Source organism: Nonomuraea sp. NPDC047897, assembly GCF_043204415.1.
Taxonomy (GTDB): domain Bacteria; phylum Actinomycetota; class Actinomycetes; order Streptosporangiales; family Streptosporangiaceae; genus Nonomuraea.
The window spans coordinates 171,187-194,834 of record NZ_JBIDCC010000003.1 but is presented as its reverse complement, the minus strand read 5'-3'; the positions used below and the strand labels follow the sequence as shown (position 1 = coordinate 194,834).

Annotated in this window: 22 protein-coding genes; 12 read left to right on the top strand and 10 right to left on the bottom strand. The window is 71.5% G+C overall.

What is annotated here, in order from left to right; translation table 11 throughout:
• Nucleotides 1-132: 132 nt before the first annotated feature.
• A complete protein-coding gene (locus ACGF0J_RS07800; RefSeq protein WP_393143094.1) occupies nucleotides 133-666 on the bottom strand; it encodes a PadR family transcriptional regulator in 534 nt (177 codons plus the stop codon).
• 54 nt (nucleotides 667-720) lie between these two features.
• On the opposite strand from ACGF0J_RS07800, the gene ACGF0J_RS07795 reads away from it, so the two are divergent.
• From ACGF0J_RS07795 to pta, 3 genes are all read left to right on the top strand, one after another.
• On the top strand, nucleotides 721-1,494 hold the full coding sequence (locus tag ACGF0J_RS07795; RefSeq protein ID WP_393143092.1) for an alpha/beta fold hydrolase: 774 nt from the start codon (nucleotides 721-723) through the stop codon (nucleotides 1,492-1,494).
• Nucleotides 1,495-1,523: 29 nt separating this feature from the next.
• Complete coding sequence (locus ACGF0J_RS07790; protein ID WP_393143090.1) at nucleotides 1,524-2,261, top strand: VOC family protein; 738 nt, start codon at nucleotides 1,524-1,526, stop codon at nucleotides 2,259-2,261.
• Nucleotides 2,262-2,384: 123 nt separating this feature from the next.
• On the top strand, nucleotides 2,385-4,460 hold the full coding sequence (gene pta / locus ACGF0J_RS07785) for a phosphate acetyltransferase (protein WP_393143088.1): 2,076 nt from the start codon (nucleotides 2,385-2,387) through the stop codon (nucleotides 4,458-4,460).
• Nucleotides 4,461-4,522: 62 nt separating this feature from the next.
• Here the strand turns inward: pta and ACGF0J_RS07780 are convergent, their stop codons facing one another.
• Complete coding sequence (locus tag ACGF0J_RS07780; RefSeq protein ID WP_393143086.1) at nucleotides 4,523-5,062, bottom strand: GNAT family N-acetyltransferase; 540 nt, start codon at nucleotides 5,060-5,062, stop codon at nucleotides 4,523-4,525.
• A gap of 79 nt (nucleotides 5,063-5,141) precedes the next feature.
• Nucleotides 5,142-7,313, bottom strand: coding sequence for an MMPL family transporter (locus tag ACGF0J_RS07775; protein WP_393143083.1), 2,172 nt, complete (start codon nucleotides 7,311-7,313; stop codon nucleotides 5,142-5,144).
• Nucleotides 7,314-7,425: 112 nt separating this feature from the next.
• On the opposite strand from ACGF0J_RS07775, the gene ACGF0J_RS07770 reads away from it, so the two are divergent.
• Both ACGF0J_RS07770 and ACGF0J_RS07765 read left to right on the top strand, forming a co-directional pair.
• A complete protein-coding gene (locus tag ACGF0J_RS07770) occupies nucleotides 7,426-8,115 on the top strand; it encodes a response regulator transcription factor (protein WP_393143081.1) in 690 nt (229 codons plus the stop codon).
• The gene (locus tag ACGF0J_RS07765; protein ID WP_393143079.1) at nucleotides 8,115-9,239 is read left to right on the top strand and encodes a sensor histidine kinase; all 1,125 of its coding nucleotides are present in this window, start codon (nucleotides 8,115-8,117) and stop codon (nucleotides 9,237-9,239) included. Before ACGF0J_RS07770 ends, ACGF0J_RS07765 begins: the two co-directional genes overlap by 1 nt.
• Nucleotides 9,240-9,276: 37 nt before the next feature.
• Here ACGF0J_RS07765 and ACGF0J_RS07760 read toward each other — a convergent pair whose 3' ends face one another.
• Complete coding sequence (locus ACGF0J_RS07760; protein WP_393143077.1) at nucleotides 9,277-10,995, bottom strand: ABC transporter ATP-binding protein; 1,719 nt, start codon at nucleotides 10,993-10,995, stop codon at nucleotides 9,277-9,279.
• Entirely contained in the window at nucleotides 10,995-12,809 is a 1,815-nt protein-coding gene (locus tag ACGF0J_RS07755; protein WP_393143075.1) for an ABC transporter ATP-binding protein, read from the bottom strand. The genes ACGF0J_RS07760 and ACGF0J_RS07755 overlap by 1 nt, the downstream gene beginning before the upstream one ends.
• Before the next feature lie 248 nt (nucleotides 12,810-13,057).
• Here ACGF0J_RS07755 and ACGF0J_RS07750 point away from each other — a divergent pair, with 248 nt between their 5' ends.
• Entirely contained in the window at nucleotides 13,058-13,855 is a 798-nt protein-coding gene (locus ACGF0J_RS07750; RefSeq protein ID WP_393143072.1) for a helix-turn-helix domain-containing protein, read from the top strand.
• An 89-nt stretch (nucleotides 13,856-13,944) separates the two neighbouring features.
• On the opposite strand, the gene ACGF0J_RS07745 is transcribed toward ACGF0J_RS07750, so the two are convergent.
• Nucleotides 13,945-14,553, bottom strand: a complete 609-nt coding sequence (locus ACGF0J_RS07745; RefSeq protein ID WP_393143070.1) for a TetR/AcrR family transcriptional regulator — start codon at nucleotides 14,551-14,553, stop codon at nucleotides 13,945-13,947.
• Between the two features lie 108 nt (nucleotides 14,554-14,661).
• On the opposite strand from ACGF0J_RS07745, the gene ACGF0J_RS07740 reads away from it, so the two are divergent.
• Nucleotides 14,662-15,477 carry an SDR family NAD(P)-dependent oxidoreductase gene (locus tag ACGF0J_RS07740; RefSeq protein ID WP_393143067.1) on the top strand — a complete coding sequence of 272 codons (816 nt, stop codon included), beginning with the start codon at nucleotides 14,662-14,664 and terminating at the stop codon, nucleotides 15,475-15,477.
• A gap of 137 nt (nucleotides 15,478-15,614) precedes the next feature.
• Here the strand turns inward: ACGF0J_RS07740 and ACGF0J_RS07735 are convergent, their stop codons facing one another.
• Nucleotides 15,615-16,547 carry a CPBP family intramembrane glutamic endopeptidase gene (locus ACGF0J_RS07735; protein WP_393143065.1) on the bottom strand — a complete coding sequence of 311 codons (933 nt, stop codon included), beginning with the start codon at nucleotides 16,545-16,547 and terminating at the stop codon, nucleotides 15,615-15,617.
• A 149-nt stretch (nucleotides 16,548-16,696) separates the two neighbouring features.
• A complete protein-coding gene (locus tag ACGF0J_RS07730) occupies nucleotides 16,697-17,656 on the bottom strand; it encodes a heme A synthase (RefSeq protein ID WP_393143063.1) in 960 nt (319 codons plus the stop codon).
• 253 nt (nucleotides 17,657-17,909) lie between these two features.
• Here ACGF0J_RS07730 and ACGF0J_RS07725 point away from each other — a divergent pair, with 253 nt between their 5' ends.
• The 5 genes from ACGF0J_RS07725 to ACGF0J_RS07705 all read left to right on the top strand — a co-directional run bounded on the left by ACGF0J_RS07725 (nucleotide 17,910) and on the right by ACGF0J_RS07705 (nucleotide 21,896).
• Entirely contained in the window at nucleotides 17,910-19,097 is a 1,188-nt protein-coding gene (locus tag ACGF0J_RS07725; protein WP_393143061.1) for a cytochrome P450, read from the top strand.
• Complete coding sequence (locus ACGF0J_RS07720) at nucleotides 19,094-19,696, top strand: TetR/AcrR family transcriptional regulator (protein ID WP_393143059.1); 603 nt, start codon at nucleotides 19,094-19,096, stop codon at nucleotides 19,694-19,696. The genes ACGF0J_RS07725 and ACGF0J_RS07720 overlap by 4 nt, the downstream gene beginning before the upstream one ends.
• Before the next feature lie 114 nt (nucleotides 19,697-19,810).
• Nucleotides 19,811-20,011 carry a ferredoxin gene (locus tag ACGF0J_RS07715; protein ID WP_393143057.1) on the top strand — a complete coding sequence of 67 codons (201 nt, stop codon included), beginning with the start codon at nucleotides 19,811-19,813 and terminating at the stop codon, nucleotides 20,009-20,011.
• Nucleotides 20,012-20,095: 84 nt separating this feature from the next.
• Nucleotides 20,096-20,575 carry a hypothetical protein gene (locus ACGF0J_RS07710; RefSeq protein WP_393143055.1) on the top strand — a complete coding sequence of 160 codons (480 nt, stop codon included), beginning with the start codon at nucleotides 20,096-20,098 and terminating at the stop codon, nucleotides 20,573-20,575.
• Complete coding sequence (locus ACGF0J_RS07705) at nucleotides 20,568-21,896, top strand: multicopper oxidase family protein (protein WP_393143053.1); 1,329 nt, start codon at nucleotides 20,568-20,570, stop codon at nucleotides 21,894-21,896. Before ACGF0J_RS07710 ends, ACGF0J_RS07705 begins: the two co-directional genes overlap by 8 nt.
• Before the next feature lie 16 nt (nucleotides 21,897-21,912).
• Here ACGF0J_RS07705 and ACGF0J_RS07700 read toward each other — a convergent pair whose 3' ends face one another.
• On the bottom strand, nucleotides 21,913-23,070 hold the full coding sequence (locus ACGF0J_RS07700; protein WP_393143051.1) for an RNA-guided endonuclease InsQ/TnpB family protein: 1,158 nt from the start codon (nucleotides 23,068-23,070) through the stop codon (nucleotides 21,913-21,915).
• A gap of 16 nt (nucleotides 23,071-23,086) precedes the next feature.
• On the bottom strand, nucleotides 23,087-23,527 hold the full coding sequence (tnpA, locus tag ACGF0J_RS07695; RefSeq protein WP_393143049.1) for an IS200/IS605 family transposase: 441 nt from the start codon (nucleotides 23,525-23,527) through the stop codon (nucleotides 23,087-23,089).
• Nucleotides 23,528-23,648: the final 121 nt, after the last annotated feature.

Sequence of the window (23,648 nt, the reverse complement as noted above, 5' to 3'; positions counted from 1 at the left end):
GTTCGCGTGTGACGGTGGGCGACGCGCCAGCCGAACGGCCCGGTGTGGGCGAGTCCCGTTCCCGCGCTCGGATGGTGTCGCCGGGATGACGGTGAAGCGTGCTGACGAGCGGCCCCGAGTGCGTCCTCCCCGTCACGGGCGCGGCGGCTCCAGTGCGGCGAGCGTTTCGCGCAGCCACCTCAGCTCCGTTCGAGTCGTGGCCGTGGCGATCGTGAACAGCCCTTGCCGGAACGGGTCGTCGAAGTCGGCCGCGCGCAAGGGGCGGTCACCGTCCCAGAAGAAGCTCGCCGGTTGGGTGAGGAAGTGCAGCCTGCGGCGCAGTACCGCCGCCTGCTGGGCCGGCTCGTCAAGGTGGCGCAGGAAGGCCAGCAGGGTGAACCACCGGTTCTCGTCGGTGATGAACAGCTCGTCGGGTTCGCGCAGCCGGCGCAGCAGTTCCTGCCTGCCGGCCGTGGTCAGCGACAGCATGTGCCGAGGCGCGGCGATCTGGCCCGGCTGCAGCTCGCGGCGCAGGAGCCCGGCCGCCTCCAGCCGCTTGAGCAACGGGTAGAGCGTGCCGTCGGCGATGGGCCGCACGTGTCCGGTCAGGGCCGCGATGTGTCGTCGCAGCTGGTAGCCGTGAAGCTGGGCGTCGTAGAGGAAGCCGAGGACGGCGAGCTCAAGCATGGTTCACCATACCTTGTTGACGACATACCTCGGATGCGAGGTATGTTCTGTCCCATGCACAGCGCACAGGTCCTCCCCGACGGCTCCCGCATCCGCTGGGTCGAGATCGCCGGCGTCGAGCCCGCCCGCGTTTTCGTCCACGGGCTCGGCGCCAGCTCGGCTCCCTACTTCGCCCCGGCAGCGGCGCACCCGGCCCTCGCCGGGCACCGCTCCCTGTTGATCGACATGCTGGGCTTCGGGATCAGCGACCGCCCCACCGCCCCCGCCTACACCCTGGAAGAACACGCCGACGCCTTGGCCCGCGCTCTCGACCAGGCTGCGGTGGACGCCGCGGACATCGTCGCGCACAGCATGGGCGGCGCGGTCGCCATCACCCTGGCCGCCCGCCACCCCCACCTGGCCCGGCGGCTGGTGCTGGTCGACGCCCCGCTCGATGCCACACCGCTGCCGCGGACCAAGCGGCCGGGCAGTTCCGGCATCGCCGTCTACCGCACCGAGCAGGAGTTCCTCGATCACGGCTGGAAGGAGACCATGGAGTTCGTCGGCCCGCTCTGGGCGGCGACGATGCGCCTGGCCGGGCCCGAGGCGCTCTACCGCAGCGCGATGAATCTCCTGCGCGGCACCGTACCGACGATGCGGGAGAACCTGGAGCAGCTGACGATCCCGCGCACGTTCCTCCATCCGGCCGTGGACGGCCCGCGCGCCGACGCCCCAAGCCTCACCGCCGCCGGCGTCTCGGTCCTGGCGGTCCCCGACTGCGGGCACAACATCATGCTCGACAACCTCGACGGCTTCGCCCGGGCTGTCGCCGACGCGCTCAGCGCATGACCTTCGTGACTCCTCGTAGGATCGGCGGCATGGCGTTGCGACTCGTTCAGATTGCGATGAATGCTCGGGACGACTCCGTGGTCGGCCGGTTCTGGGCGGAGACGCTCGGCTGGAGCGTCTCCACCGAGGGACCCGGCGTGACCAACCTCGAACCCGCGGGCTTCGCCTATCCCGACCCCGTCGCCGTCTGTATCGACGTCCTTCGCGTTCCCGAACCCAAGACGGTGAAGAACCGGGTGCACGTCGACCTCGCCACCACCTCCACGGCCCATCAGGCGGAGCTGGTCGCGCGTCTGGAGGATCTCGGCGCGGCGCCCGTGGACATCGGGCAGGGTGACGTGCCGTGGACGGTCCTCGCCGACCCGGAGGGCAACGAGTTCTGCGTGCTGGAGCCTCGGGAGAGCTACCGGGACACCGGGCCGATGGCCGCGGTGGTGGTCGACTGCGCCGATCCGCGGGCCATGGCCGCGTTCTGGGGTGCGGCGATGGACTGGACCCTGCACGAGGTGACCGACGATCATGCGGTGCTGCGCTCCGCCAAGGGCGTCGGCCCGTATCTGGAGTTCCTCCGCACGCCCGACGCCAAGACCGTGAAGAACCGCCTTCATCTCGACCTCCGGCCGTACCCCGGTGACGACCAAGCGGCCGAGGTGGCCCGGCTGCGCGCCCTCGGCGCCACCGACGCCGACGTCGGCCAGGGCGACGTGCCCTGGACGGTCCTCGCCGACCCGGAGGGCAACGAGTTCTGCGTCCTCACCCCTCGCTGACGCCGGAGTCGCCCTCCGCTGTGGCCGAGCCTGCCCGCACAGCACGGGCACGCGGCCGGTCAGCGCCGCCACGCAGCAGCGGCCCCCGAAGAAGCCGGGCGAGGGGCCGAAGACAATGGGAACATGACACGAGCGGTGTACGTCGCGGCGAGTGAGGCGGGAAGCAACAAGGCAACCGTCGCCCTCGGCCTGGTCGAGTTGCTGTCCCGACAGGTGGAGAGCGTGGGGGTGTTCCGTCCGGTGGTGCGGGCGGGCCGCGAGGACGCCCTGATCAACACCATCCGCAGCAGATTCCAGCTCGCGCTGCCCTACGAGGCGTGCGCGGGTGTCACCTACGACGAGGTGCACGCTGACGTGGAGCGTGCCGCGGGGGACGTCGTGGCCCGCTACCGTGCTCTGGCCAGGCGGTGTGACGCGGTGGTGGTGATCGGCACCGACTACACCGACGTGGGCGCGCCGACGGAGTTCGGTTTCAACGCCAGGCTGGCGGCGGACCTGGGCACGCCCGTGATCAACGTGGTGAACGCCAAAGGCCGGACGGACGCGCAGATCGCCGCCGCCGTCGAGCTGTCGTCCAGGGAGCTGGCGCACCACCACGCCCGCGAGCTCGCGGTCGTGGTCACCCGGGCGGCGGCGGACTCGTCGGCGATCTCGCATCCGACTCCGATGTTCGTGCTGCCGGAGGCCCCCTCCCTGCGCGCGCCCACGGTCGCCGATCTGCTGGACGCGTGCGACGGCCGGCTCTTCCTGGGCGAACGCGACGGGCTCGGCCGGGAGGCGAGCGCGTTGATGGTGGGCGCCATGTCGCTGCCCGGCATCCTGGACCGCCTCACCGAGGGCGCCGCCGTCATCATCCCGTCCGATCGGGCCGCCGCGCTGCTGCCCGGGCTGATCGCGGCGCACACGACGCCGGGCTTCCCCGCCCTGTCGGCGGTGGTGGTGACCGGCGGCACGGATCTGCCGGCCCCGGTGGACCGGCTGCTGCACGGCATGGCGATCCGGCTGCCGGTGATCGCCACCGAGCACGACACCTTCGACACCGCGACACGCCTGTCGGCGGTGGAGGGCCGGTTCACACCCGAGGCCGGCGGGAAGATCGACACGGCGCTACGGCTGTTCGCCGCGCACGTGGACGGCAGGCTGTTGCTGGAGCGGCTGGCGATCGCCAAGACCGACGTCGTGACGCCGCTGATGTTCGAGTACGAGCTGCTGGACCGGGCGCGCGCCCGGCGTCGCCACATCGTGCTGCCCGAGGGCGAGGAGCCGCGCATCCTGCGCGCGGCCGACATCCTGCTGCGCCGCGGCGTGGCCGAGCTGACCCTGCTCGGCGACGAGGAACGCATCAGGGTCCAGGCCGCCCAGCTCGGCCTGGACCTGGCCGAAGCCAGGGTGATCAGCCCGTTCGACGCGGAGCTGCGCGAGCGGTTCGCCCGCGAGTACGCCGCCGTCCGCGCGCACCGCGGGATGACCGTCGAGCTGGCCCGCGACACCGTCACCGACGTCTCCTACTTCGGCACGCTGATGGTGCACACCGGCATGGCCGACGGCATGGTCTCCGGCTCGGCGCACACCACCGCGCACACGATCCGGCCGGCGTTCGAGATCCTGCGCCTGGGCCTGGTCTCCAGCGTGTTCTTCATGTGCCTGGCCGACCGGGTGCTGGTGTACGGCGACTGCGCGGTGAACCCCGATCCGACCGCCGAGCAGCTCGCCGACATCGCGATCTCCTCAGCTCGTACCGCGGCGCTGTTCGGCGTCGATGCGAGAATCGCGATGTTGTCGTACTCGACGGGCGCCTCGGGCGCCGGGGCCGACGTCGACAAGGTCCGCACCGCCACCGAACTGGTCCGCGAACGCCGCCCCGACCTCCAGGTGGAGGGGCCCATCCAGTACGACGCCGCGGTGGATCCGACCGTTGCCCGGACCAAGATGCCCGACAGCCAGGTGGCCGGCCGCGCCACCGTCTTCGTGGTGCCCGACCTCAACACCGGCAACAACCTGTACAAGGCCGTGCAACGCAGCGCGGGGGCGGTCGCGGTGGGTCCGGTGTTGCAAGGGCTGCGCAAGCCGGTCAACGACCTGTCGCGCGGCGCCACCGTCGCCGACATCGTCACCACCGTCGCCGTCACGGCCGCGCAGGCGCGCGACGAACGGACCGCTCATGGGGACGAGCTGCTGGAGACGGCGACGCGCCGATGAGGCGTCGTGCAGCGGCGCCGAGTTTCCACCCTGACCAAGCTCAACCTCTGCCGTGATGTGGCTCAGCCGGGCAGGTTCCTCGCGAAGATCCAGTCCAGGCCGTCCTCGCCGTCGGTGTCGAGGTGGTCGGCCCGTACCAGGCCGGCGCGCACCGCCACCCGTTGGGAGGCGATGTTGGCCGGGCGCACGCGGGCGATGACGGGCAGATCGGGAACGCGTCCGGTCATCCACTCGACCACCGCGGTCGCGGCCTCACCGGCCACCCCCTGGCCCCAGGAGAAGGCCGCGAAGCGGTAGAAAAGGTTCAGCACGCTCGTCCCGCCGAGGTCCATGACCTTGGTCCCGCAGAAGCCCAGCGTCCGGTCCGAGCCGCGGCGTCGCACCACCCAGTAGCCGTGGCCGAAGCGCCGCCAGTGATCATCCCAGCGTTGGAAGAGCGCCACCGCCTCCGCACGCCCGGCCAGGGCGTCGGAGGGGTTGTGCAGGCAGGTGGCGGGATCACTGTGTACGGCGAAGATCGCGTCGATGTCGTCCGGCACCGGACGCCGCAGCGACAGTCGCGCGGTCAGCAGCTCTTCCCCATCAAGGTTTCTCTCCAGCATGCGGCGATCCTAGGGGCCGTGCGCGACGGCAGCGTCTTCGCCGTGACCACGTTCGACCACCCCAGCACCATGCCCGGCTTCACGGTAGGGCGGGATCCGGCGTCCGCAGCGGCGCCTCGTCCCGCAACGGGGAGGGTGCGACCCGCAGGAGCCGGGCGGCCCGGTCCGGCAGCCACCAGTTCCAGCGCCCCATCATCGCCACCACGGCCGGCACCAGCACCCCGCGGATGAGCGTGGCATCCAGCAGGACGCCCAGGGCCAGGCCGCTGGTGAAGACCTTGACGTCCAGCTCGGGGGTCATGGCCAGGGCCGCGAACGAGACGAACATGATCAGCGCCGCCGAGGTGACCAGCCGTCCCGTGCGGCCCACACCCTGGACGACCGCCTGGTGGGTGTCGCCGGTCCTGTCGTACTCCTCCCGCATCCGGGCCAGGACGAACACCTCGTAGTCCATGCTGAGCCCGTACAGGAAGGCGAAGATCGTCAGCGGGACGAACTCGCCGATCGAGCCCGTGGGCTGGATGTCGAGCAGCGCAGCGGTCCCCCAGCCGAACTGCCACAGCAGCACCATGGCGCCGATCACCGCGCCGAGCGAGAGCAGGTTGAGCACGATCGCCTTGAGCGGCAGGAGCAGGGACCGGAAGGCCCGCGCCAGCATCACGAACGCCACCAGGCCGATCAGCGCCAGCATCCACGGGAACGCGCCGTAGGCGTGGGCCTGGAAGTCCATGCTCTGCGCCGCGTTGCCCCCGACCCGCACGCCTGCCGGCGCGCCGTCGCGAATCCTGGTGACGGTGGCCTCGCCGGCGGCGCTGCCGCTCTCGGCGACCGGCAGCACGGAGACCACCGCGGTGCCCTGCCGCCGCCAGGTGTCCGTCGCGGGCGCCAGCACGGCCGCCACGCCCTCCACCCGCCTGAGCCGATCGACGGCCGCGGCCGGGTCGCCGGTGACGAGGACGTCGATCGGCGTGATCACACCGGCCGGGATGCCCGCGCCGGTGAGCGCGGCGATGCCGTCGCGGCCGGGGCCGGAGGTCTTGAGGTCGCGGCTCTCGGGCAGCCCGAGGTCGGCCCCGAGCGCGGTCAACGACAGCGCGATCAGCAGGCCGCCGCAGGCCAGCGCGGCCGGCCGGCGCAGCCGCACGACGCCGCGGGCCCAGGCGGACCAGGCGCGGCCGGCGTCCGCCTCGCGCGCGAACCGCCTGCCCGTCGCGGCGCGGCGGTCGAGTCGCCGGCCGGCGAGCGCCAGCAGCACCGGCAGCACGGTCAGCGTCGCCGCCACGCTCATCGCGGCGATGATCACGCCGGCGATGCCGAGGCTGCGCAGGAACGGCACCGGCAGCACCACCATGGTCGCCAGCCCGATGGCGACGGCGACACCACTGAACAGCACCGCGCGCCCCGCCCCCGCCATGGCCCGGTGCACCGCCTCGTCGCCGCGGAAGCCGCAGGCCTGCTCCTCACGCCACCGGGCGACCAGCAGCAGCGAGTAGTCCACCGCGATGCCCAGGCCGAGCAGCGGCATCGTGGTCAGCGCCACGTCGTGCACGGTCATGACCATCGTGAGCAGCAGGATCACGACGAACGAAGCGAAGATCGACAGGACGGAGATGAGGATCGGCACCAGCGCCAGCGCCGAGCGGAACACCAGCACCAGCACGACGACCGCGGCCAGCACACCGACGCCGATCTTGGCAGGTACGTCCACCCCGCCCGCGTCCACGCTGGGCGCGAGCGTGTCCAGGCCGGTCACGTGCACCTCGGCCCCCGGCGGCAGGTGCGGGGTCATCGCCTCGACGATGACCGGACTCTCGTCGGGCGTCTCGCCGAGACCGCCGCCGGGCGGACTGCCGTCGGAGTACGTCCCGGGAAACACCAGCCCGAACGTGGTACGCCCGTCGCTGCCGATCAGCCGGGGATCGGAGGTGTCGGCGTAGGACACCACACGCGACCGCGGCAACCGGGCGGCCACCGCGGAGAAGGCCCGCCCGATCACCTCCTCGCTCGCGTCGGCGCGCCACCCCTCCGGCAGCACCACCACCGGCACGAACGGCCGCTGGTAGCCGCCGTTGCCGTAGACCTTGACGATGTCCTGGTTGGCGTCGAACGCGGGCATGCCGGGGTGGGCGTACACCTCCGACAGGCGTTGGATCGCGACGGGGGTCGCGCCCACGCCGACGAAGAACGCCAGGGCGGCGAACAGGCCGACCAGCCCCTTGCGTCGCAGGACGAAGGCCGAAAGTTTCTCCATGACCCCCAGCCCAGCAAAACGATCTTCGAGTGCCGTGCGGGCGTTCTTAGACGGTTCTGTGAATCGTGGATCTCCGCGCGCCGCCGCCCGCTCGCCGGGTGAGACTGAACGGGTGAGCCGCATCCTTGTCGTGGACGACGAGCCCTACCTCGCCGACCTGGTCTCGACCGCACTGACGTACGAAGGCTTCGCCACCGCGACGGCCGCCACCGGCGCGGCGGCCGTCGCGATGACGAACTCCTTCCGGCCGGACCTGATCGTCTTGGATGTCATGCTGCCGGACCTGCCGGGCACCGAGGTGTGCCGCAGGCTCCGGCGGACGGGGACGGAGGTCCCCGTGGTGTTCCTCACCGCACGGGACGCGACCGAGGACAAGATCGGCGGGCTGACGGCCGGCGGCGACGACTACGTCACCAAGCCGTTCAGCCTGGAGGAGCTGATCGCCCGCATCCGCGCGGTGCTGCGCCGCACCACGCGGACCGAGCCCGTCGGCGGCGGCCTGCTCGGCTTCGAGGACCTGGTGATCGACGAGGACGCCTACGAGGTGCGCCGCGACGGCGTCCTGCTCGACCTGACCCCGACCGAGTTCAAGCTGCTGCGCTTCCTGGTGACCAACGCCGGGCGGGTGATGACCAAGAGGCAGATCCTGGACCATGTCTGGGAGTACGACTTCGGCGGCAACGACGGCGTCGTACAGACCTACATCAGCTATCTGCGCCGCAAGGTGGACGCCGTGCACCCGCCCCTCATCCACACCGTGCCCCGCGTCGGCTACGTCCTGCGCCTGCCCAGGCAGGCCTGATGTCCCTGCGAGCCCGCCTCGTCGCCACCGTCGTCGGCCTGCTGGCCCTCGCGCTCGGCCTGGCCGCCGGCGCCACCTTCGGCGCCATCCAGGACTGGCGCGGCCCCGGCGCCTCACGCCTGCTGTCGCTGACCACCCCGCGGCAACTGCTCGCCGCCTCCGACGAGCTGTCGGAGCGGGTCGCGTTCGTGCTGATCGGCACCTCCGGCTTCGGCCTGGCCGCGCTGACCCTGCTGACCGCCCACCTGATCCGGCGCGGCCTGCGCCCGCTCGACCGCATCGTGGACACCGCGGCCGCCATCGGAAACGGCGACCTCACCCGCCGCGTCGAGACCGGGCCGCCCGGCACCGAGGTAGGCAGGCTCGGCGACGCGCTCAACGCCATGCTCGGCCAGATCGAGGACGCCTTCCGCGAGCGCGAGGCGTCCGAGGACCGGCTGCGCCGCTTCGTCGCCGACGCCTCGCACGAGCTGCGCACGCCCATCGCGACCATCCGTGGCTACGCGGAGCTGTTCCGCCGCGGCGCCGCCACCCGCCAGGACGACCTGGACAAGGCCATGCGCAGGATCGAGGCGGAGGCCGCCAGGATGGGCTCGCTGGTGGACGAGATGCTGCTGCTGGCCCGCCTCGACCAGGGCCGCCCGCTGGACCGCGAACCCGTCGAGCTGACCGAGCTCGCCGCCGACGCCGTGGCCGACACCCTGGCCGTGGACCCCGACCGGCCCCTGACGCTGGACCACGACGGTGCCGTCTGGGTCAGCGGCGACGCCGCCCGGCTGCGGCAGGTGCTCGGCAACCTGCTCGCCAACGTCCTGCACCACACCCCGCCCGGCACCCCGGCCGCCGTACGCATCGGCGTCGAAGGTGACCGGGCGCTGATCGAGGTCGCAGACCGGGGGCCGGGGATGTCGCCGGAGCACGCGTCGCTCGTCTTCGAGCGCTTCTCCCGGGTGGACCACAGCCGCGAGGACGGCGCGCGCCGTGGTGGGGCCGGCCTCGGCCTGGCCATCGTCCGGGCGGTGGTGACGGCGCATGACGGCGACGTCACCGCGCGGTCCGTACCCGGCGAGGGAACCACGTTCCGGGTACGCCTGCCCCTGCCGGAACCCGCCGCGCGTCGGTAACCGGTGCTCAAGCCGCCAGACGTATCCTCCCTGCTTCTCATCCTCCCTGCGCGGCGGGAGCCATGGAGATGCTCCAGAAGTCGGCGTAGCGGCCGGCGCGGGTGAGCAGCTCGTCGTGGGGTCCTTCTTCCACGATCCGGCCGCCGTCGAGGAAGGCGATGTGGTCGGCGCGTTGGACGGTGCGCATGCGGTGGGCGACCATCACGACTGTCCGGCCGGCCATGAGGCGTTCGATGCCCTCGTGGACGGCTGCCTCGTTGACCGGGTCCAGGGCGGAGGTCACCTCGTCGAGCAGCACGATGGGGGCGTTCTTCAGCAGGGCCCGCGCGATCGAGACGCGCTGGCGTTCGCCTCCTGACAGCAGTGTGCCGCCCTCGCCGACGTTCGTCGCCCAGCCGCCGGGCAGCCGCTCGATCACCTCGTCCAGCCGGGCGGCGCTCGCCGCGGCCCGCAGCTCGGCCTCGGTGGCGTCGGGACGGCCCAGCCGCACGTTGTCCTCGATCGTGCCGTCGAAGAGGTAGACGTCCTGGAAGACGATGGCGATCCGCGCCATCAACTCCTCGCTGCCGATCGCGCGCACGTCCACCCCTCCCACGCGCACCGCTCCGGCGTCCACGTCGTAGAAGCGCGCCAGCACCTGCAGCAGCGTGCTCTTGCCCGCGCCGGACGGCCCGACGACCGCGAGCCGCTGCCCCTCGGGAACGGTGAGCGACACCTCGTCCAACACCGTGCGCCCGCCGTGCCGGAAGGTGACGGCGTCGAACTCCAGACCGTGGTGGGCCGGCCGGATCGGCTCGCGAGGGTCGCGCAACGGCTCCGCGCGCAGCACCGTCTCCAGTCTGGCCAGCTCAGCACGCGCGCCGCGGAGCTTGCCGCCGATGTCCGACAGCGACAGCAGCGGGTCGGCGCAGCGGGCGGCAAGCACCAGGACCGCCAGGATCTCAGCCGCACCGATATTCCCGCCGAGCGCGAGGGACACGCCCAGAACCAGGAGCCCCGTGAACATCGTCTGCACGGTGAGCGTCAACCCCACGGCGCCGGGCAACGTCGCCAGCACGGTACGGCGGGAGGCGCGCTGGGCGTCCAGCAGCGAGCCGTCGAGCACCTGGAAGCGTTCACCGGTCCGGCCGCCGGCCCGCAGCACCGGCTGGGCCTGGAGGAACTCGACGACGCGCGCTCCGGCCTCCTGGTCGCGTTCGTGCCGCTCAGCGTCGGCGGCGGCCGTCGCGCGTGCCGTCCAGACCTGGATCGCCGCCACCACGGGTGCGGCGAGCAAGGCGGCCAGCCCCATCCGCCAGTCGAAGACGGCCATCACCGCCACGATGGTCAGGGGCGTGACCAGGGCGGAGATGAACGGCGCCAGCAGATGCGCGGCCACGCCCATGGCTTGCAGGAGCCCGCGGCCGGCCAGGACGGACACCTCGCCGATGCGACCGGCCTCGTACCAGCCGAGGGGAAGGCGGGCCAGATGCTCGCCGAGCCGGCGATACATGCCGCGCAACATGGTGATCCCGACCCGCATGCCGGACAGGTCGCTGATGTAGCGCAGCACGGCGTAGAGGGCGACCGCGGCCCCGAAGGCGACCAGCCAGGGCACAGCGTCCGCGGGCGTGCTGCCGAGCAGCGCCCGCAGCACCGGGACCAGCAGCGCGTAGGACAAACCTTCGACCACCGCGGTGATCGTCATCAGGATCACGGTACGGCGCATCACGCGGGCGTACTCGTCTCCGAGCACGCGCAGCAGCATTCGGATCATCAGTGCTCGTCTCCTCGCAGTACGCCACCGTGGGTTTCGATCTCGGCGGACTGACGGGCCCGCCAGAACGCGGCGAACCTTCCCCCTCGTGTCAGCAGGTCGGCGGGCCTGCCGCGTTCCACGATCACCCCGTCCTCCAGCACCACGACGGTGTCGGCGTCGGCGACCGTCTCCAGCCGGTGAGCGATGACGACGACCGTGCGGTCGCCGCCCAACGTCGCCAGGGCCCGGCGGACCGCCTGCTCGGTCCGCGGGTCGGCGAAGGAGGTCGCCTCGTCCAGCACCAGGACGGGCGCGTCCGCCAGCAGCGCGCGGGCGATCGAGATCCGCTGCGCCTCGCCGCCGGACAGCTCGGCCTCCGCACCGAGCACCGTGTCGTATCCGCGCGGCAGTTGGAGGATGCGGTCGTGAATGCCGGCCAGCCGGGCGGCACGGACCACGTCGTCGCGGCCGGCCCGCGGCACCGCCAGCGCGATGTTGTCGGCGACCGAAACGCGCAGCAGCCGGACGTCCTGCAAGACGAAGGACACCTGCCGATACAGCTCCCGGCTGCCGATCTGGCGCAGATCGACGCCGCCGAGCAGGACCGAGCCGTGGGTGGGGTCGAAGAACCGCGGCAGCAACTGGACCAGCGTGGACTTGCCGCTGCCCGACGGCCCGACGATCGCGGTGACCGTGCCCGGTTCGAGGACCAGGTCGATGCCGCGCAGCACCTCGCGGTCGGAGTCGTAGGCGAAGCGGACGTCACGCAGTTCCACCCGGTGGCCCCGCGGCGGCCGAGGGTGGGCGGGCTCGGGCAGGGGCGCCACCGCGAGCACGTCCTTGATCCGGCCGAGAGCGCGGCCGGCGCTCTGCAGATCGTCGAAGCCGTGCCCGAGCGCCGCCACCGGAGCGGTCAGTCCCAGCCCGAGCAGCAGGAACGGCAGCAGGTCCGCCGGGGCCAGGCCGCCGGAGACGATCAGCGCCGCGCCCCCGACCAGCACGATGAGCAGCACGAACGGCGGTGACAGCGCCAGCTGCATCCCGGCGGCGATCACGGACATGCCGCGTACCCAGCGGGAGAAGATGCTGACGAAGTCGTCGGCGGCCGTCAGGAACCTGCGGTGGGCGCGCTCGCCTCCGCCGAACGCCTTGACCACCGAGATGCCTTGCACGAACTCGACGACGGAACTGGCGATCCGCCCCATGGCCGCGTCGTAGGCCTCCTGCTCGCGCGTCCTGGCGGGCAGCATCAGCAGCGGGACCAGCGCCATCGCCAGTACCACCGGAACCAGCGTGATCAGCGTGAGCCGCCAGTCGACGGTGAACAGGTAGACCAGCGACACCAGCGGAACCACGAACGCGGAGACGAGCTCGCCGGGGGCGTGGGCGATGAACGGGTGCACGGCGCTGACGTCCTCGCCCACCACCTTGGCCAGCTCACCGGTCCGGCGGCGGGAGAACCAGCCAATGGGGACGCGTGCCAGCCGCGCGGCCAGGTGCCGGCGTAGGGCCAGTTGTACGTGGCCGTCGAGAAGGTGCCCGATTCCGGATGACGCGGCCGTGAACAGCAGCCGGACGAGCAGGCCGGCCGCACCCGCGACCACGACCGTCCAGACGTGATCGTGATCGATCGGGCCGGGCGACAGCAGGCTGCGCCCCAGTTCGACGACCGCCAGCAGCGGGGCCAGACCCGCGACGGCGCCGATCACCTGCAGGACCATCACGGCCGCGAAGCTCCGCAGGTGCGGGCGCAACAGCCGTCTCATGCTCTGACCTGCCGCGGAGTCGGCCTCCGCTTGCCCGATCGGCCGGGCGAGGTCGGTGGTGGTCATGGTCGGCCGTCCCGGCACACGTGGATGTCGCCGTCATCCAGGGCCAGGGTCGAACTTTCCGTGGTGCCGTCAGGAATGGTCATGAGCCCACTGTGGCCGCCGGTGCGCGCCGGTGGATTGGACGAATGTTCCCCCTCGCCCGGCTCCCCTAGCATGGGCGGATGCGGCCTACTGTGCGCGGACGAGACGATGCCGCTGCGTGGGACGTCACGTCCGCAGTGCGGCGCAGCCGGGTGACGGGTGTCACCATGGCCGGCTTCCGTGACCGGGGCATGGCTCCGGAGGGTCACCGGATGATCCCGCACCCGGCCGTGACGCTGGTTCTGGACCTGGGGGCCGGTTCGCCCGTCGTCGCGGACGTCACCGGGCGGCGGCACCGGGGAAGTCTTGTCGCCGGGCTCGGGCTGGGCGGCGCGGTGTGGGTGCGAGGCCAGGACATCTCGTGTGTTCAGGTGCGCCTGTCCCCCGTGGTCGCCCGCGCGATTCTGGACGTCGGCCCGGCCGAGCTGGACGGCCGCGTGGTGACGCTGGACGACCTGTGGGGCAGGCAGGCGTCACGGATCAGCGAGCAGCTCGGCGAGGTCTCCTCCTGGCCGGATCGCTTCGCGTTGATCGAGGCGTTGCTCGCCCGCCGGCGTGCGGCCGGCTCGCCGGTCCAGCCGGAGGTGGCCTGGGCCTGGCACCGGATCGTGGCCGGCCGCGGCCGGGTCCAGGTGGAGCGGCTGGCGGCCGAGCTCGGATGGAGCCGCAAGCGCCTGTGGTCGCGATTCCACGCGCAGATCGGCCTGCCGCCCAAGCGCGCCGCGAAGCTGGTCCGCTTCGACCATGCCGCCCACCGTCTGGCCACGGGGCACGACGCGGCCGGGGTCGCGGCGGACAGCGGCTACGCCGACCAGTCCCACCTGCATCGGGACGTCATGGAGTTCGCCGGGGTCACCCCAGCGGCCGTGGCCCACGAGCCGTTTCTGGCGGTCGACGACGTCGCCTGGCCCGGCCACGGAACACCCGACCAGCCCGCCGCTGCCGATCGAGCGCGCGTGGCGTGACCGCCGTGCGCGAGGGGCCGGGCGTCTGCTCTCCTCCCCCTATGGACGGGAGCTTCGAGCTCCCCGGCGGGCCGTCGAGCGCCCGCCGTTCATGAAGGGGGCGAGGTGGGCCGCATGGCCTTGACGAAGACCTCGACGAGGGCGTCGGCGTAGGCGGGGGTGAGCGGGCCGGAGCGGAACAGCCAGCGCTGGTAGAGGGGCGCGTACAGCAGTTCCAGCGCCAGGTCCAGGTCGGTGTCCATGGGGAGCTGCCCGGCCTGCTGCGCGCTGCGCAGCCTGGCCTTCTTGGCCTCGTCCACCGGCCGGGCCAGCTTCTCGTGGTATTGGGCGGCCAGCGCGGGGTCGTTGATGATCTCGGTGTTCAGCGCGCGGATCGGGCCCTCGAACGCGGGGTCGGCGAACTCGGCCACGGTGGCCCGCATCACCACCTTGAGGTCCGCCTCCAGGTCGCCGGTGTCGGGCAGCGCCATGCTCTGCTCGGGCCCCGCCTCGCTGAGGGCCAGGAAGGCGTCGAGGACGACGGCGCCCTTGGAGGGCCACCAGCGGTAGATGGTCTGCTTCCCCACGCCGGCCCGGGCCGCGATGGCCTCGATGGTCAGCTTGGCGTACCCCATCTCGGAGGTCAGCTCGCGGGCCGCGCTGAGGATGGCCTGCCGCGAGCGCTCGCTGCGGCGGGCGGGGTTGGGGTGCTTCGCCATGACCGCGACCCTACCACCATCAAGACGAAACGTTCCGTCTTGACATCCCATCGAGCCGAGACGTACCGTCTTGCCTTGTCCGAGAACCCTGCAGGAAGGCAAAACTCCATGAGCCGAGTGTGGTTCATCACCGGCGCGTCGCGCGGCCTGGGCCGGGCGTTCACGGAAGCCGCCCTGCACGCAGGTGAACGTGTCGTCGCGGCCGCGCGCAACGTCGAGCCACTCGCCGACCTCGCCGAGCGCTGCCCCGACCACCTGGTACGGCTGCCGCTCGACGTGTCCGACCGGGCCGCCGTGTACGAGGGCGTGGAACGGGCGGCGGCGGCCTTCGGCAGACTCGACATCGTGGTCAACAACGCCGGCGTCATGCTGCTGGGCATGGTGGAGGAGGCGACGGAGGAGCAGATCAGAGCCCACTTCGACGTCAACCTCTTCGGCGCGATCTGGGTCACCCAGGCCGTGCTCCCGCACCTGCGCGCCCAGGGAGGCGGGCGGATCCTCCAGGTCACGACCATGGGCACCGGCGGCGGCTTCCCCATGGTCGGCATGTACGCGGCCGGCAAGTCGGCGCTCGACTCGGTCTCCGAGGCCGTGGCCATGGAGACCGAGCAGTTCGGCGTCAAACTCACCATCGTCCAGATGGGCGGCTACGACACCAGCCTGTTCACCACGGGCACCACGATGACGACCCCTGACCCGCACTACCAGCGGCTGCGCGACGAACTGCTCCAGATGTGGGGCGACGACGCCGGCCCCGCCCCGGACACCGCCGTGCCCGTGATCATGGAGCTGATCGACCTGCCGGACCCGCCACTGCGCCTCATCGTCGGCAACGCGTCCTACGACCTGGTCCAGACCGACCTCGAAGACCGTACGGCGAAATACCGCGCCTGGGAACACCTGAGCCGAAAAGCGCCCGGCTGACGGCCCCCCTATAAAGGCGACACGGTGCCGCGACGTCACACCTTCACCCGCCCCGGCCGGACCAGCTCCCGCTCGGCTTCCGCGGGCGGCGCGGCGCCGCCGTGCCGGTTCCGCCCGCCGGCGCGGACGGACGCTCGTCAACCCCCCGGCATGACGGGGACGGGCGAGCGGCGCCTGCGGTGGACGGCGAGCGCACCTGCGCACAGCAGGGCGAGCAGCAACGTGGTCGGCAACCCCGTGAACGGGCCGGCGAGCGCGGCCTCGCCCATCAGAGGGTTCCCCTTCGGCTGGCTCAGCAGCACCACGGCGATCGCCGGCGGGCGCCCGTCACCCACCACGAAGACCTGGCTCGCCAGCCAGAGCGGCGTGGCATGGAAGGCCGTCGCCGCCCACAGGTTCCCCGACATGAGCGTCAGCAGCGCCGCCAGCACCGACCAGAGCACCAGGTTGAGCGCCAGCACCCAATGGAACCGGTGCAACGGCATCACCAGCAGCAACGGCCCGGCGAAGTGGAAGAGCGCGAACGCCGCCGACGAGACGGCGATGCCGGCCGCCACACCCCAGCGCGCCATGCCGGTGCGCAGCAGCCAGCCCCGGTAGAGGATCTCCTCGATGGCGATCATGCCGATCCTGGCCAGGTAGAACACCGGCAGCAGGTACAGCACGGACGCTCCCGCGGCCGAACCGGCGAACGTGTCCTCGATCCGCAGGTTCCCGATGGCGTACTGCAGGGCCAGCCAGCCCGCGATGAACGCCACGCCCAGGCCGAAACCCGCCCCGTGCCACCGCCAGGCGGACCGGCCCCATGTCAGGCCGAGCGAGGCGAACGAGCGGCGCTCGTAGAAGCGCAGCCACGCCCACAACAGCAGGAAGATCGGCGCATGGCCCACCGCCGTCTGAAGAAGCGTGACCACGGCGATCAACGGCCCGGACGGCGTCGTCCCGGCGAACGGCCGGGCCAGCACCGCGACGAGCAGGCTGCCCGCGACGACGCCCGCGGCGTAGATGAGCTGCGCCAGTAAGACGGCGAGCAGGGGATGAGTGTCACGAACGGAACCAGTGGCTGTCATGGGGCCGAACGTAATGACGTGGCGCCCCCGACGGATCCGGCCCGCGGCCCATTCCGGGACGATCTCGCGATGTGCCGGAGGTCATGGTCGACGGCATGACCCTGGGCACGAGGCCCTCCCGGTGCGCGGCTGTTCGCCCCCTCCACCCGTCATCGAAGTGCTGATGTGCGGCTACGGAAGTGTGAGCCGGGTGCGTGCCTGTGTGGTGCTGTCCGGGTGTGGGTGTCGAGGAAGACGCGCACCGCGCCTGCCCACACGAGTGCGGAGCCGAGCAGATGCGCGACGATGACGACCTCGGCGAGGCCGGTGGCGAGCTGCGTCAGACCGATGAGTCCCTGCGCGACGAACACGGCGAGGAACAGCGTGGTGCGCCCGTGCGCGGTGGAGCCCCGATCCTGGCGGGTCCTGGCCCACAGGACGGAGGCGATGGCGAGCACGATCACGGCGGCGGCCGCGTGGAGCCAGGCCATCGCGGTCCAGTTCAACGGCATGCGCGGCACGTCGGAGGAGTCGCCGGCGTGCGGCCCGGTGCCGGTGACGAGCGTACCGGCCACGACGAGCAGCGCCGTGGCCGCGAGCAGGGCGGCGGGCAGGCGGCCGACGGGGACGGACAAGGGCACGGCGGGGTGGCCCAGAAGGCGGACCTTGTGCCAGACGACCGTGGTCGCCGTGAGGAACAGCACGGCGGCCAGAAAATGCGCCGCGACGAGGTAGGGGCTCAGCCGCGCCCAGACCGTCATGCCGCCGACGACGGCGTTCAGGACGACGATCCAGAACTGCACCCATCCCCACCGGGTCAACGCGGGGACGGGGTGGCGCTGCAGTCGCGAAACGACGATGAGCCACCCGACCGCTACGCACACGACGCCGGTGAGCAGTCGGTTCGTGAACTCGATGGCGCCGTGCACCCCCATCTCGGGCGTCGCGACGAAGCTGCCCTCGGAGCAGTTGGGCCACCCGTCACAGCCCAGGCCGGATCCGGTCACCCGGACTATGCCACCGGTCATGATGATCATCACGCTGGTTGCCAGCGCCGCGACGGCAGCCCGTCGCAGGGCCTTGCGTTCGAAGCGGACCCGTGTGGCGAGCCACTGAAAAGGAGTCGTCATACGCCTGAGATATCCCTTTGGTCCTCATTGGGCTACTACCTGCGGGGAGGCTGCATGGGTGCGATCAAGCCTTCACTCTACAACCCGTAGAGCTAGGGGCGGGTGCGGCATACCCGCCCCCGACCAGCTACCGGCCAGGGCACGCGCCCACACGCTCGCCCCTCCCGTCTACGCAACCTCCTAAATGTTAGGTTGTCTTTCACTTATCTGCTACGTTGGGCCGGACAAATCCGATCATGGAAGGGGATGGACGATGACGGAGGCGCCGGAGTTGTCGCTGGAGATGCGGCGGGACGGACTCGACCCGGTCGAGGAACTGGCCCGGGCCCGGGACGGTGAGGGTGTGGTGCAGGTGGTGACGCCGTTCGGCCGGCCCGCGTACCTGATCCTCCGCCACGAGGATGTGCGCGAGGTGCTTTCGGATCCGGCCCGGTTCAGCAACGCCATGACACCGTTCGCCGCGGCCGGTGAGATGAGCCAGGAAGAGCAGGACAAGCTGCGGGCCGGGTTTCTGCTCGCGTTCGACCCGCCGGAGCACACCCGGTTGCGGCGGATGCTCACCCCGGAGTTCACCATCCGTCGGATGCGCCGGCTCGAGCCGCGCATCGTGGAGATCGTCGAGGCGGCGCTGGACGATCTGGAGCGGGCAGGCAAACCGGCCGACCTGGTGGCGCACTTCGCGTTGCCGGTGCCGTCGCTGGTGATCTGCGAGTTGCTGGGAGTGCCGTACGCCGACCGCGCCGAGTTCCAGGAGCGTTCCGTCCGCCTGCTGGACACCTCGTTGCCGGTCGAGGAACAGACCGCGGCGCTGCGGGAGAACCGCGCCTACATGGCCGGCCTGGTCGCCCGCGCACAGACCGACCCGGGCGAGGACATGCTGGGCATGCTGGTGCGCGAGCACGGCGACGACCTGAGCACCGACGAGCTCAACGGCATCGCGGCCCTTCTGCTGCTCGCCGGCCATGAGACGACCTCGAACATGCTCGGCCTGGGCACCCTGGCGCTGCTGCGGCACCCGGACCAACTCGCCACGATCCGCGAGGACCCGACGCGGGCCGAGCCCGCCGTCGAGGAACTGCTGCGCTGGCTGTCCATCGTGCACTCGCCGTCACCGCGCACGACCACGACGGATGTGGAGATCGCCGGCCACGTCATCCCCGCGGGATCGCTGGTGCTCCTTTCGCTTCCCGCCGCCAACCGCGACGGTGGCCACATCGAGAACCCCGACACCCTCGACATCACCCGGGGCGCCCCCGGACACACCGCCTTTGGCCACGGCGTGCACCACTGCCTCGGCGCGCCGCTGGCACGCATGGAGATGCGCATCGCCTTCCCGGCCCTGCTGCGACGCTTCCCCAACCTCGCACTGGCGGACGAGCAGGCCGGCTTCAGGGTCTTCAGCACCGTCTACGGGTTGAACTCGCTACGGGTGACCTGGTGAGAGCCGACGCAGCCCGCAACCATGAGCGCATCGTCGGCGCCGCGGTCCTGGCGTTCGAGGAGATCGGGCCGCAGGCGACGCTCGAGGAGATCGCCGCACGCGCGAACGTGAGCGTGATGACGGTCTACCGCCGCTTCCGCTCGCGTGACCAACTCGTCCGGGCCGTCTTCGACCATGTCCTCACCGTCGAGCTCCAGCCCATCACGGCGGTACACACCGATGACCCGTGGCAGGACCTCACCGGGATGCTTGAGGCAGTCACCGAGGTACTCGCCCGGCGGCGGGTCATCATCTCACTCGCCCACGAGTTCGTGACGTTCGCGAACGAGAGCACGCGGCTCTTCGTGCAGGCCATCGAACCCATGCTGCGCCGGGCCATCGACGCGGGCGTGGTGCGACCGGAACTGCTTCCTCGCGATCTGACCGTGCTCACCGTCATGAACCTGGCCACGGTGCACCCCGGCGATGCCCAGGGCGAGGACCGCAGGCGCTACCTCGCCCTGCTCATCGACGGACTGCGCCCATCGCCGACCACCCTGCCCCCACCCTCACCGCATGACTTCTTCGAGCCACCCGGCGCCGACGAACCTGCGCCCTGACCGACCCGCTGTGGATCGCCGCCGCCGCGTGCTGCGGAATCGTCGCCCTCGTCATGCTGCCCCGCGGCTGCTCCAACAGCGTTCCGCAAACCGAACCGACACCGAGGAGCCGACATGGAAGTGATCGTCGACCAGGACAGGTGCACCGCGGGCGGCCTATGCGTCATGGCCGCGCCGGAAATCTTCGACCAGCGCGACGAGGACGGCATCGTGATGCTGCTCGACGCCAATCCGCCCGCCGGCCACCACGAGGCCGTCCGCGAGGCCGTCATGATCTGCCCCGCCGCGGCCATCCGGCTGAAGGAGGCTCGATGAGCGGCGTCCTGGTCGTCGGCGCTTCTGTCGGTGGTCTCACCGTGGTGGAGGCGCCTGCCGAGGCACGAAGTGAGAAGCACCCTCATGACCACTGACCCGTTGCGCGCCGTGCCTGAGACCTCGCCTCGCACGACGCTCTCCGAGCTGATCCTGCGGGCCGTCGTCAGCGCGCACACGGTGGCGGTCGTCGGTCAGCCGGTGTTCGCCGGAGTGTATCTGAGCGGTGACTACGACGGCTTGGGCTGGCATGCGGTCGGCGCCGACGTGGTTTCCGCAATCGGCTTGGTGCAGGTGATCGCGGCGATCGTGGTCTGGGTTCGGCTGCGTCGGGCCTGGCCGTTCTTCGCCACGTCGGCTGTGGTGGCGGCCGAGGCGGTGCAGTACCTGGCCGGGATGGACGGCGCGCTGTGGTTGCACCTCCCGTTGGGAGTGATGAGCGTCGCCGCCCTCGTCGTGCTGTTCATCGCCGTATGGCGCCGGCCCCCGCCGCGCCGGCCGCAGACCCCGCGCGGGCCGGTGCGGACCGTGGAGCAGCCTCGTCATCGGGAGGCCGGCCATGCGTGAGCCCCGCGACGACCGATCCGACCGTACCCACGGCACGACCAGGCGCCGGGCGCTCGGCATCGGCGGGGCGCTCGGCCTGATGGCGGCCGCCGGACTGTCGGCCTCTACCGCGCTGGCCCGCCGCCCGCCGTTCACCGGTGCCGAACTGCGCAGCGCCGCGCCGATTCCGCCGCCGTTCCAGGTGCCGTTGCCGCTTCCCTCCGTGCTCGCGCCGGTCAGCACCTCGGGCGGTGTCCACCGTTACGAGATCACCCAACGCGAAGCGACCGCGGAGATCCTGCCCGGGGTCAGAACGACGCTGTGGACGTACGAGGGCACCTTCCCCGGGCCGACGATCGAGGCGCGCCGCGGCCGGCCCGTCACCGTGACGCACCGTAACGAACTGCCCGTGCCCACCGTCGTGCACCTGCACGGAGGACGCACTCCGGCAGCGTCCGACGGATACCCGACCGACCTCGTTCTCCCCGAAGGCTGGTACGACGCCGCCACGCACACCGGGCACGGCCCCGCACGCGGCTCCGCGCACGGCATGCATGATCCGCGGGCCGCGGTGACCAGCCTGACAAGGGATTACACCTTCCCGCTGGACCAGCGGCCGACGCTGCTGTGGTACCACGACCATCGGATGGACTTCACCGCCCCCGCGATCTGGCGAGGCCTGGCGGGGCTGCAGATCGTCCGCGACGACGCCGAGGACGCGCTCGACCTGCCCGCGGGGCAGCGCGAACTGCCCCTCATGATCGCCGACCGGGCTTTCGCCGCCGACGGCAGCCTGGACTACCCCGCCCTGGACCCCACCCTGCGCGAGCGGCCGGGCGTTCCTGAACGCTATCTGGCCGGAGTCCTCGGTGACGTGATCCTGGTCAACGGCGCCCCGTGGCCCGTGCACGAGGTGGACGCGGCCCGCTACCGGCTGCGCATCCTGAACGCCTCCAACGCCCGGCACTACGAACTCGAAGCGGTCGGCGACGACGGACGCCGCCTGGATCTGGTCCAGATCGGCGCCGACCAGGGACTGCTCGCGGTGCCGGTCACCCACCGGCTGCTGCCGATCGCGCCCGCCGAACGCTACGACGTGATCGTCGACTTCTCGGGTGTCCCGCTCGGCGGCCGCGTCAGAGTCGTCAACCGGCTGGGCTCCGGGCGCACCCGCGACGTGATGGCCTTCCGGGTCGCGCGCGAGGCCGCCGACGACAGCCGCATCCCACGCGTCCTGTCCACCGATCTGCCGACCTGGCGCCGCCCGGACGCCGTCAGGGTGCGCGACTTCTCCTTCCGCGCCGGGCGGATGCGCGGCGGTCGTGACTCCTCCGCTCCCTGAAGGGAGCGGCTTCTCGCTAAGCCGCTTGCGTGGCCTGGCGAAGGGCAAGCCCTGCCCTGAGGATGTTGATCGCCGCGTTCACGTCGGCGTGCGCGGTGTGCCCGCACGCCGTGCAGGCGAACTCGGCTTGGGTGAGACGGTTGTCCTTCGCCACGTGCCCGCAGCGGGCGCAGGTGCGGGAGGTGTTGCGGGGATCGACTGCGATCAGCTCTCGACCGGCGCTTTCAGCCTTGTGCGCGAGGATCGTCAGGAACACCCCCCAACCCGCATCCAGGATCGAACGGTTGAGCCCGGCTTTCTGCGCGACGTTGCGGCCGGGGGCGTCGATCGTGCCGGACGCCGAGCGGGTCATGTGGGTGATCCGCAGGTCCTCGTGCACGATCACGTCGTAGTCGCCGACCAGGGCGAGCGCGGTCTTGTGCGCGCCGTCCACCCGCTGGCGGCGCACCTTGGCGTGCAGCGCCGCCACCCGGGCCACAGCCTTACGGCGACGCTTGGACCCGCGCTTCTTCCTGGCGAGAGCTCGCTGAGCCGATGCCAGACGGTCGGCGCAGGCGGCCAGGTGCCGCCGGTTGTCGATATGGTGGCCGTCGCTGGTCGTGACCAGCGAGGCGACACCCAGGTCGATCCCCGCGACCACACCCGTGGCGGGCAGGGGCTGCGCGGGCACCTCGTCACACGACAGCACCACGTACCAGCGGGAGCCCTCGCGCTTGACGGCGATCGTCTTCACCCGGCCCTTCACGGCCCGGTGCCGGTGCACCCGGACGTGGCCGACGCCCTGCAGGCGCACGAACGTGGCGGCCGGATGCTCGGGTTGGGAGTCCCACCGGCAGCCGTCGCCGTCCTTCGGCCACTCGACCGTGTCGAACCAGCCCCGCCCCTTGAAGCGCGGGTATCCGGGCGTCGCGCCTTTCCTGACGCGGTCGAAGAACGCGCCGAACGCCTTGTCCAACCGGCGCAGCGTGGCCTGCTGGGACGAGAACGACCAACGGGCCTGGTCCGCGTCGTAGGCGCGGATCTCCTTGAGCTGGGCGGACTGGTCGCCGTACCGGATCGACACCTTGGACCGCTCGTACGCCTCGCGCCGCTCCTCAAGCGCCGCGTTGTACAGGGCGCGGTGGTCGTCCAGGCACGCGGTGAGCGCGGCCCGCTGGTGCGCGGTCGGACGCATGAGGAACTTGTAAGACCTACGCACCGCCACCCGCCCCGGGCGCCCGCTCATACCGCGTCTCGATGTACCGCCGCACCGTCTCGGCGGACACAGTGCCGACGGTGCCGACGGTGGCGACGGTGGCTACGAAGCAGGACCGCGACCACAGCGTGGGCACCTGGGAGCGCAGGTGCGCGAACTCGGCGCGCAGGTGGTGGGAGGTGAACCCCTTGAACTGGCTGGCCACATATGACGGGGAGTTCTTCTGGTGCGGCCTGACGAACAGATGCACGTGGTCGGGCATCACCTCAAGGGCCACGATCTCCCAGCCGTGCTCGCCGGCCTTGGCGCGGATCAGCTCCTCCAGGCCGGTCTTCACCCGCCCGCCGAGGACCGGGCGGCGGTACTTCGGACACCACACGACGTGGTACCCGAGGTCGTACGCCGCGCCGGGGGAGGTGCGCACCTGACGAGTCACACGATCACTATCCCAGCGTCATGTATCTAACGCACGATGAACGGAGACCTCTGATGCCCGAATCTGACAGGTCAGGGCACACTCGGGCCTTGACGGCCCCCCACTCCCGATTCCCCCGACG

Bases quoted from the DNA above. Each gene is read 5' to 3' on its own strand.
- ACGF0J_RS07740 (WP_393143067.1), top strand. From the start codon at position 14,662: ATGAGCCGAGTGTGGTTCATCACCGGCGCGTCGCGCGGCCTGGGCCGG.
- ACGF0J_RS07755 (WP_393143075.1), bottom strand. From the start codon at position 12,809: ATGACCACCACCGACCTCGCCCGGCCGATCGGGCAAGCGGAGGCCGAC.
- ACGF0J_RS07725 (WP_393143061.1), top strand. From the start codon at position 17,910: ATGACGGAGGCGCCGGAGTTGTCGCTGGAGATGCGGCGGGACGGACTC.
- ACGF0J_RS07745 (WP_393143070.1), bottom strand. From the start codon at position 14,553: ATGGCGAAGCACCCCAACCCCGCCCGCCGCAGCGAGCGCTCGCGGCAG.
- ACGF0J_RS07710 (WP_393143055.1), top strand. From the start codon at position 20,096: ATGACCACTGACCCGTTGCGCGCCGTGCCTGAGACCTCGCCTCGCACG.
- pta (WP_393143088.1), top strand. From the start codon at position 2,385: ATGACACGAGCGGTGTACGTCGCGGCGAGTGAGGCGGGAAGCAACAAG.
- ACGF0J_RS07780 (WP_393143086.1), bottom strand. From the start codon at position 5,062: ATGCTGGAGAGAAACCTTGATGGGGAAGAGCTGCTGACCGCGCGACTG.
- ACGF0J_RS07750 (WP_393143072.1), top strand. From the start codon at position 13,058: ATGGCCGGCTTCCGTGACCGGGGCATGGCTCCGGAGGGTCACCGGATG.
- ACGF0J_RS07700 (WP_393143051.1), bottom strand. From the start codon at position 23,070: ATGCGTCCGACCGCGCACCAGCGGGCCGCGCTCACCGCGTGCCTGGAC.
- ACGF0J_RS07730 (WP_393143063.1), bottom strand. From the start codon at position 17,656: ATGACGACTCCTTTTCAGTGGCTCGCCACACGGGTCCGCTTCGAACGC.
- ACGF0J_RS07800 (WP_393143094.1), bottom strand. From the start codon at position 666: ATGCTTGAGCTCGCCGTCCTCGGCTTCCTCTACGACGCCCAGCTTCAC.
- ACGF0J_RS07790 (WP_393143090.1), top strand. From the start codon at position 1,524: ATGGCGTTGCGACTCGTTCAGATTGCGATGAATGCTCGGGACGACTCC.
- ACGF0J_RS07760 (WP_393143077.1), bottom strand. From the start codon at position 10,995: ATGATCCGAATGCTGCTGCGCGTGCTCGGAGACGAGTACGCCCGCGTG.
- ACGF0J_RS07735 (WP_393143065.1), bottom strand. From the start codon at position 16,547: ATGACAGCCACTGGTTCCGTTCGTGACACTCATCCCCTGCTCGCCGTC.
- ACGF0J_RS07765 (WP_393143079.1), top strand. From the start codon at position 8,115: ATGTCCCTGCGAGCCCGCCTCGTCGCCACCGTCGTCGGCCTGCTGGCC.
- ACGF0J_RS07795 (WP_393143092.1), top strand. From the start codon at position 721: ATGCACAGCGCACAGGTCCTCCCCGACGGCTCCCGCATCCGCTGGGTC.
- ACGF0J_RS07775 (WP_393143083.1), bottom strand. From the start codon at position 7,313: ATGGAGAAACTTTCGGCCTTCGTCCTGCGACGCAAGGGGCTGGTCGGC.
- ACGF0J_RS07715 (WP_393143057.1), top strand. From the start codon at position 19,811: ATGGAAGTGATCGTCGACCAGGACAGGTGCACCGCGGGCGGCCTATGC.
- ACGF0J_RS07705 (WP_393143053.1), top strand. From the start codon at position 20,568: ATGCGTGAGCCCCGCGACGACCGATCCGACCGTACCCACGGCACGACC.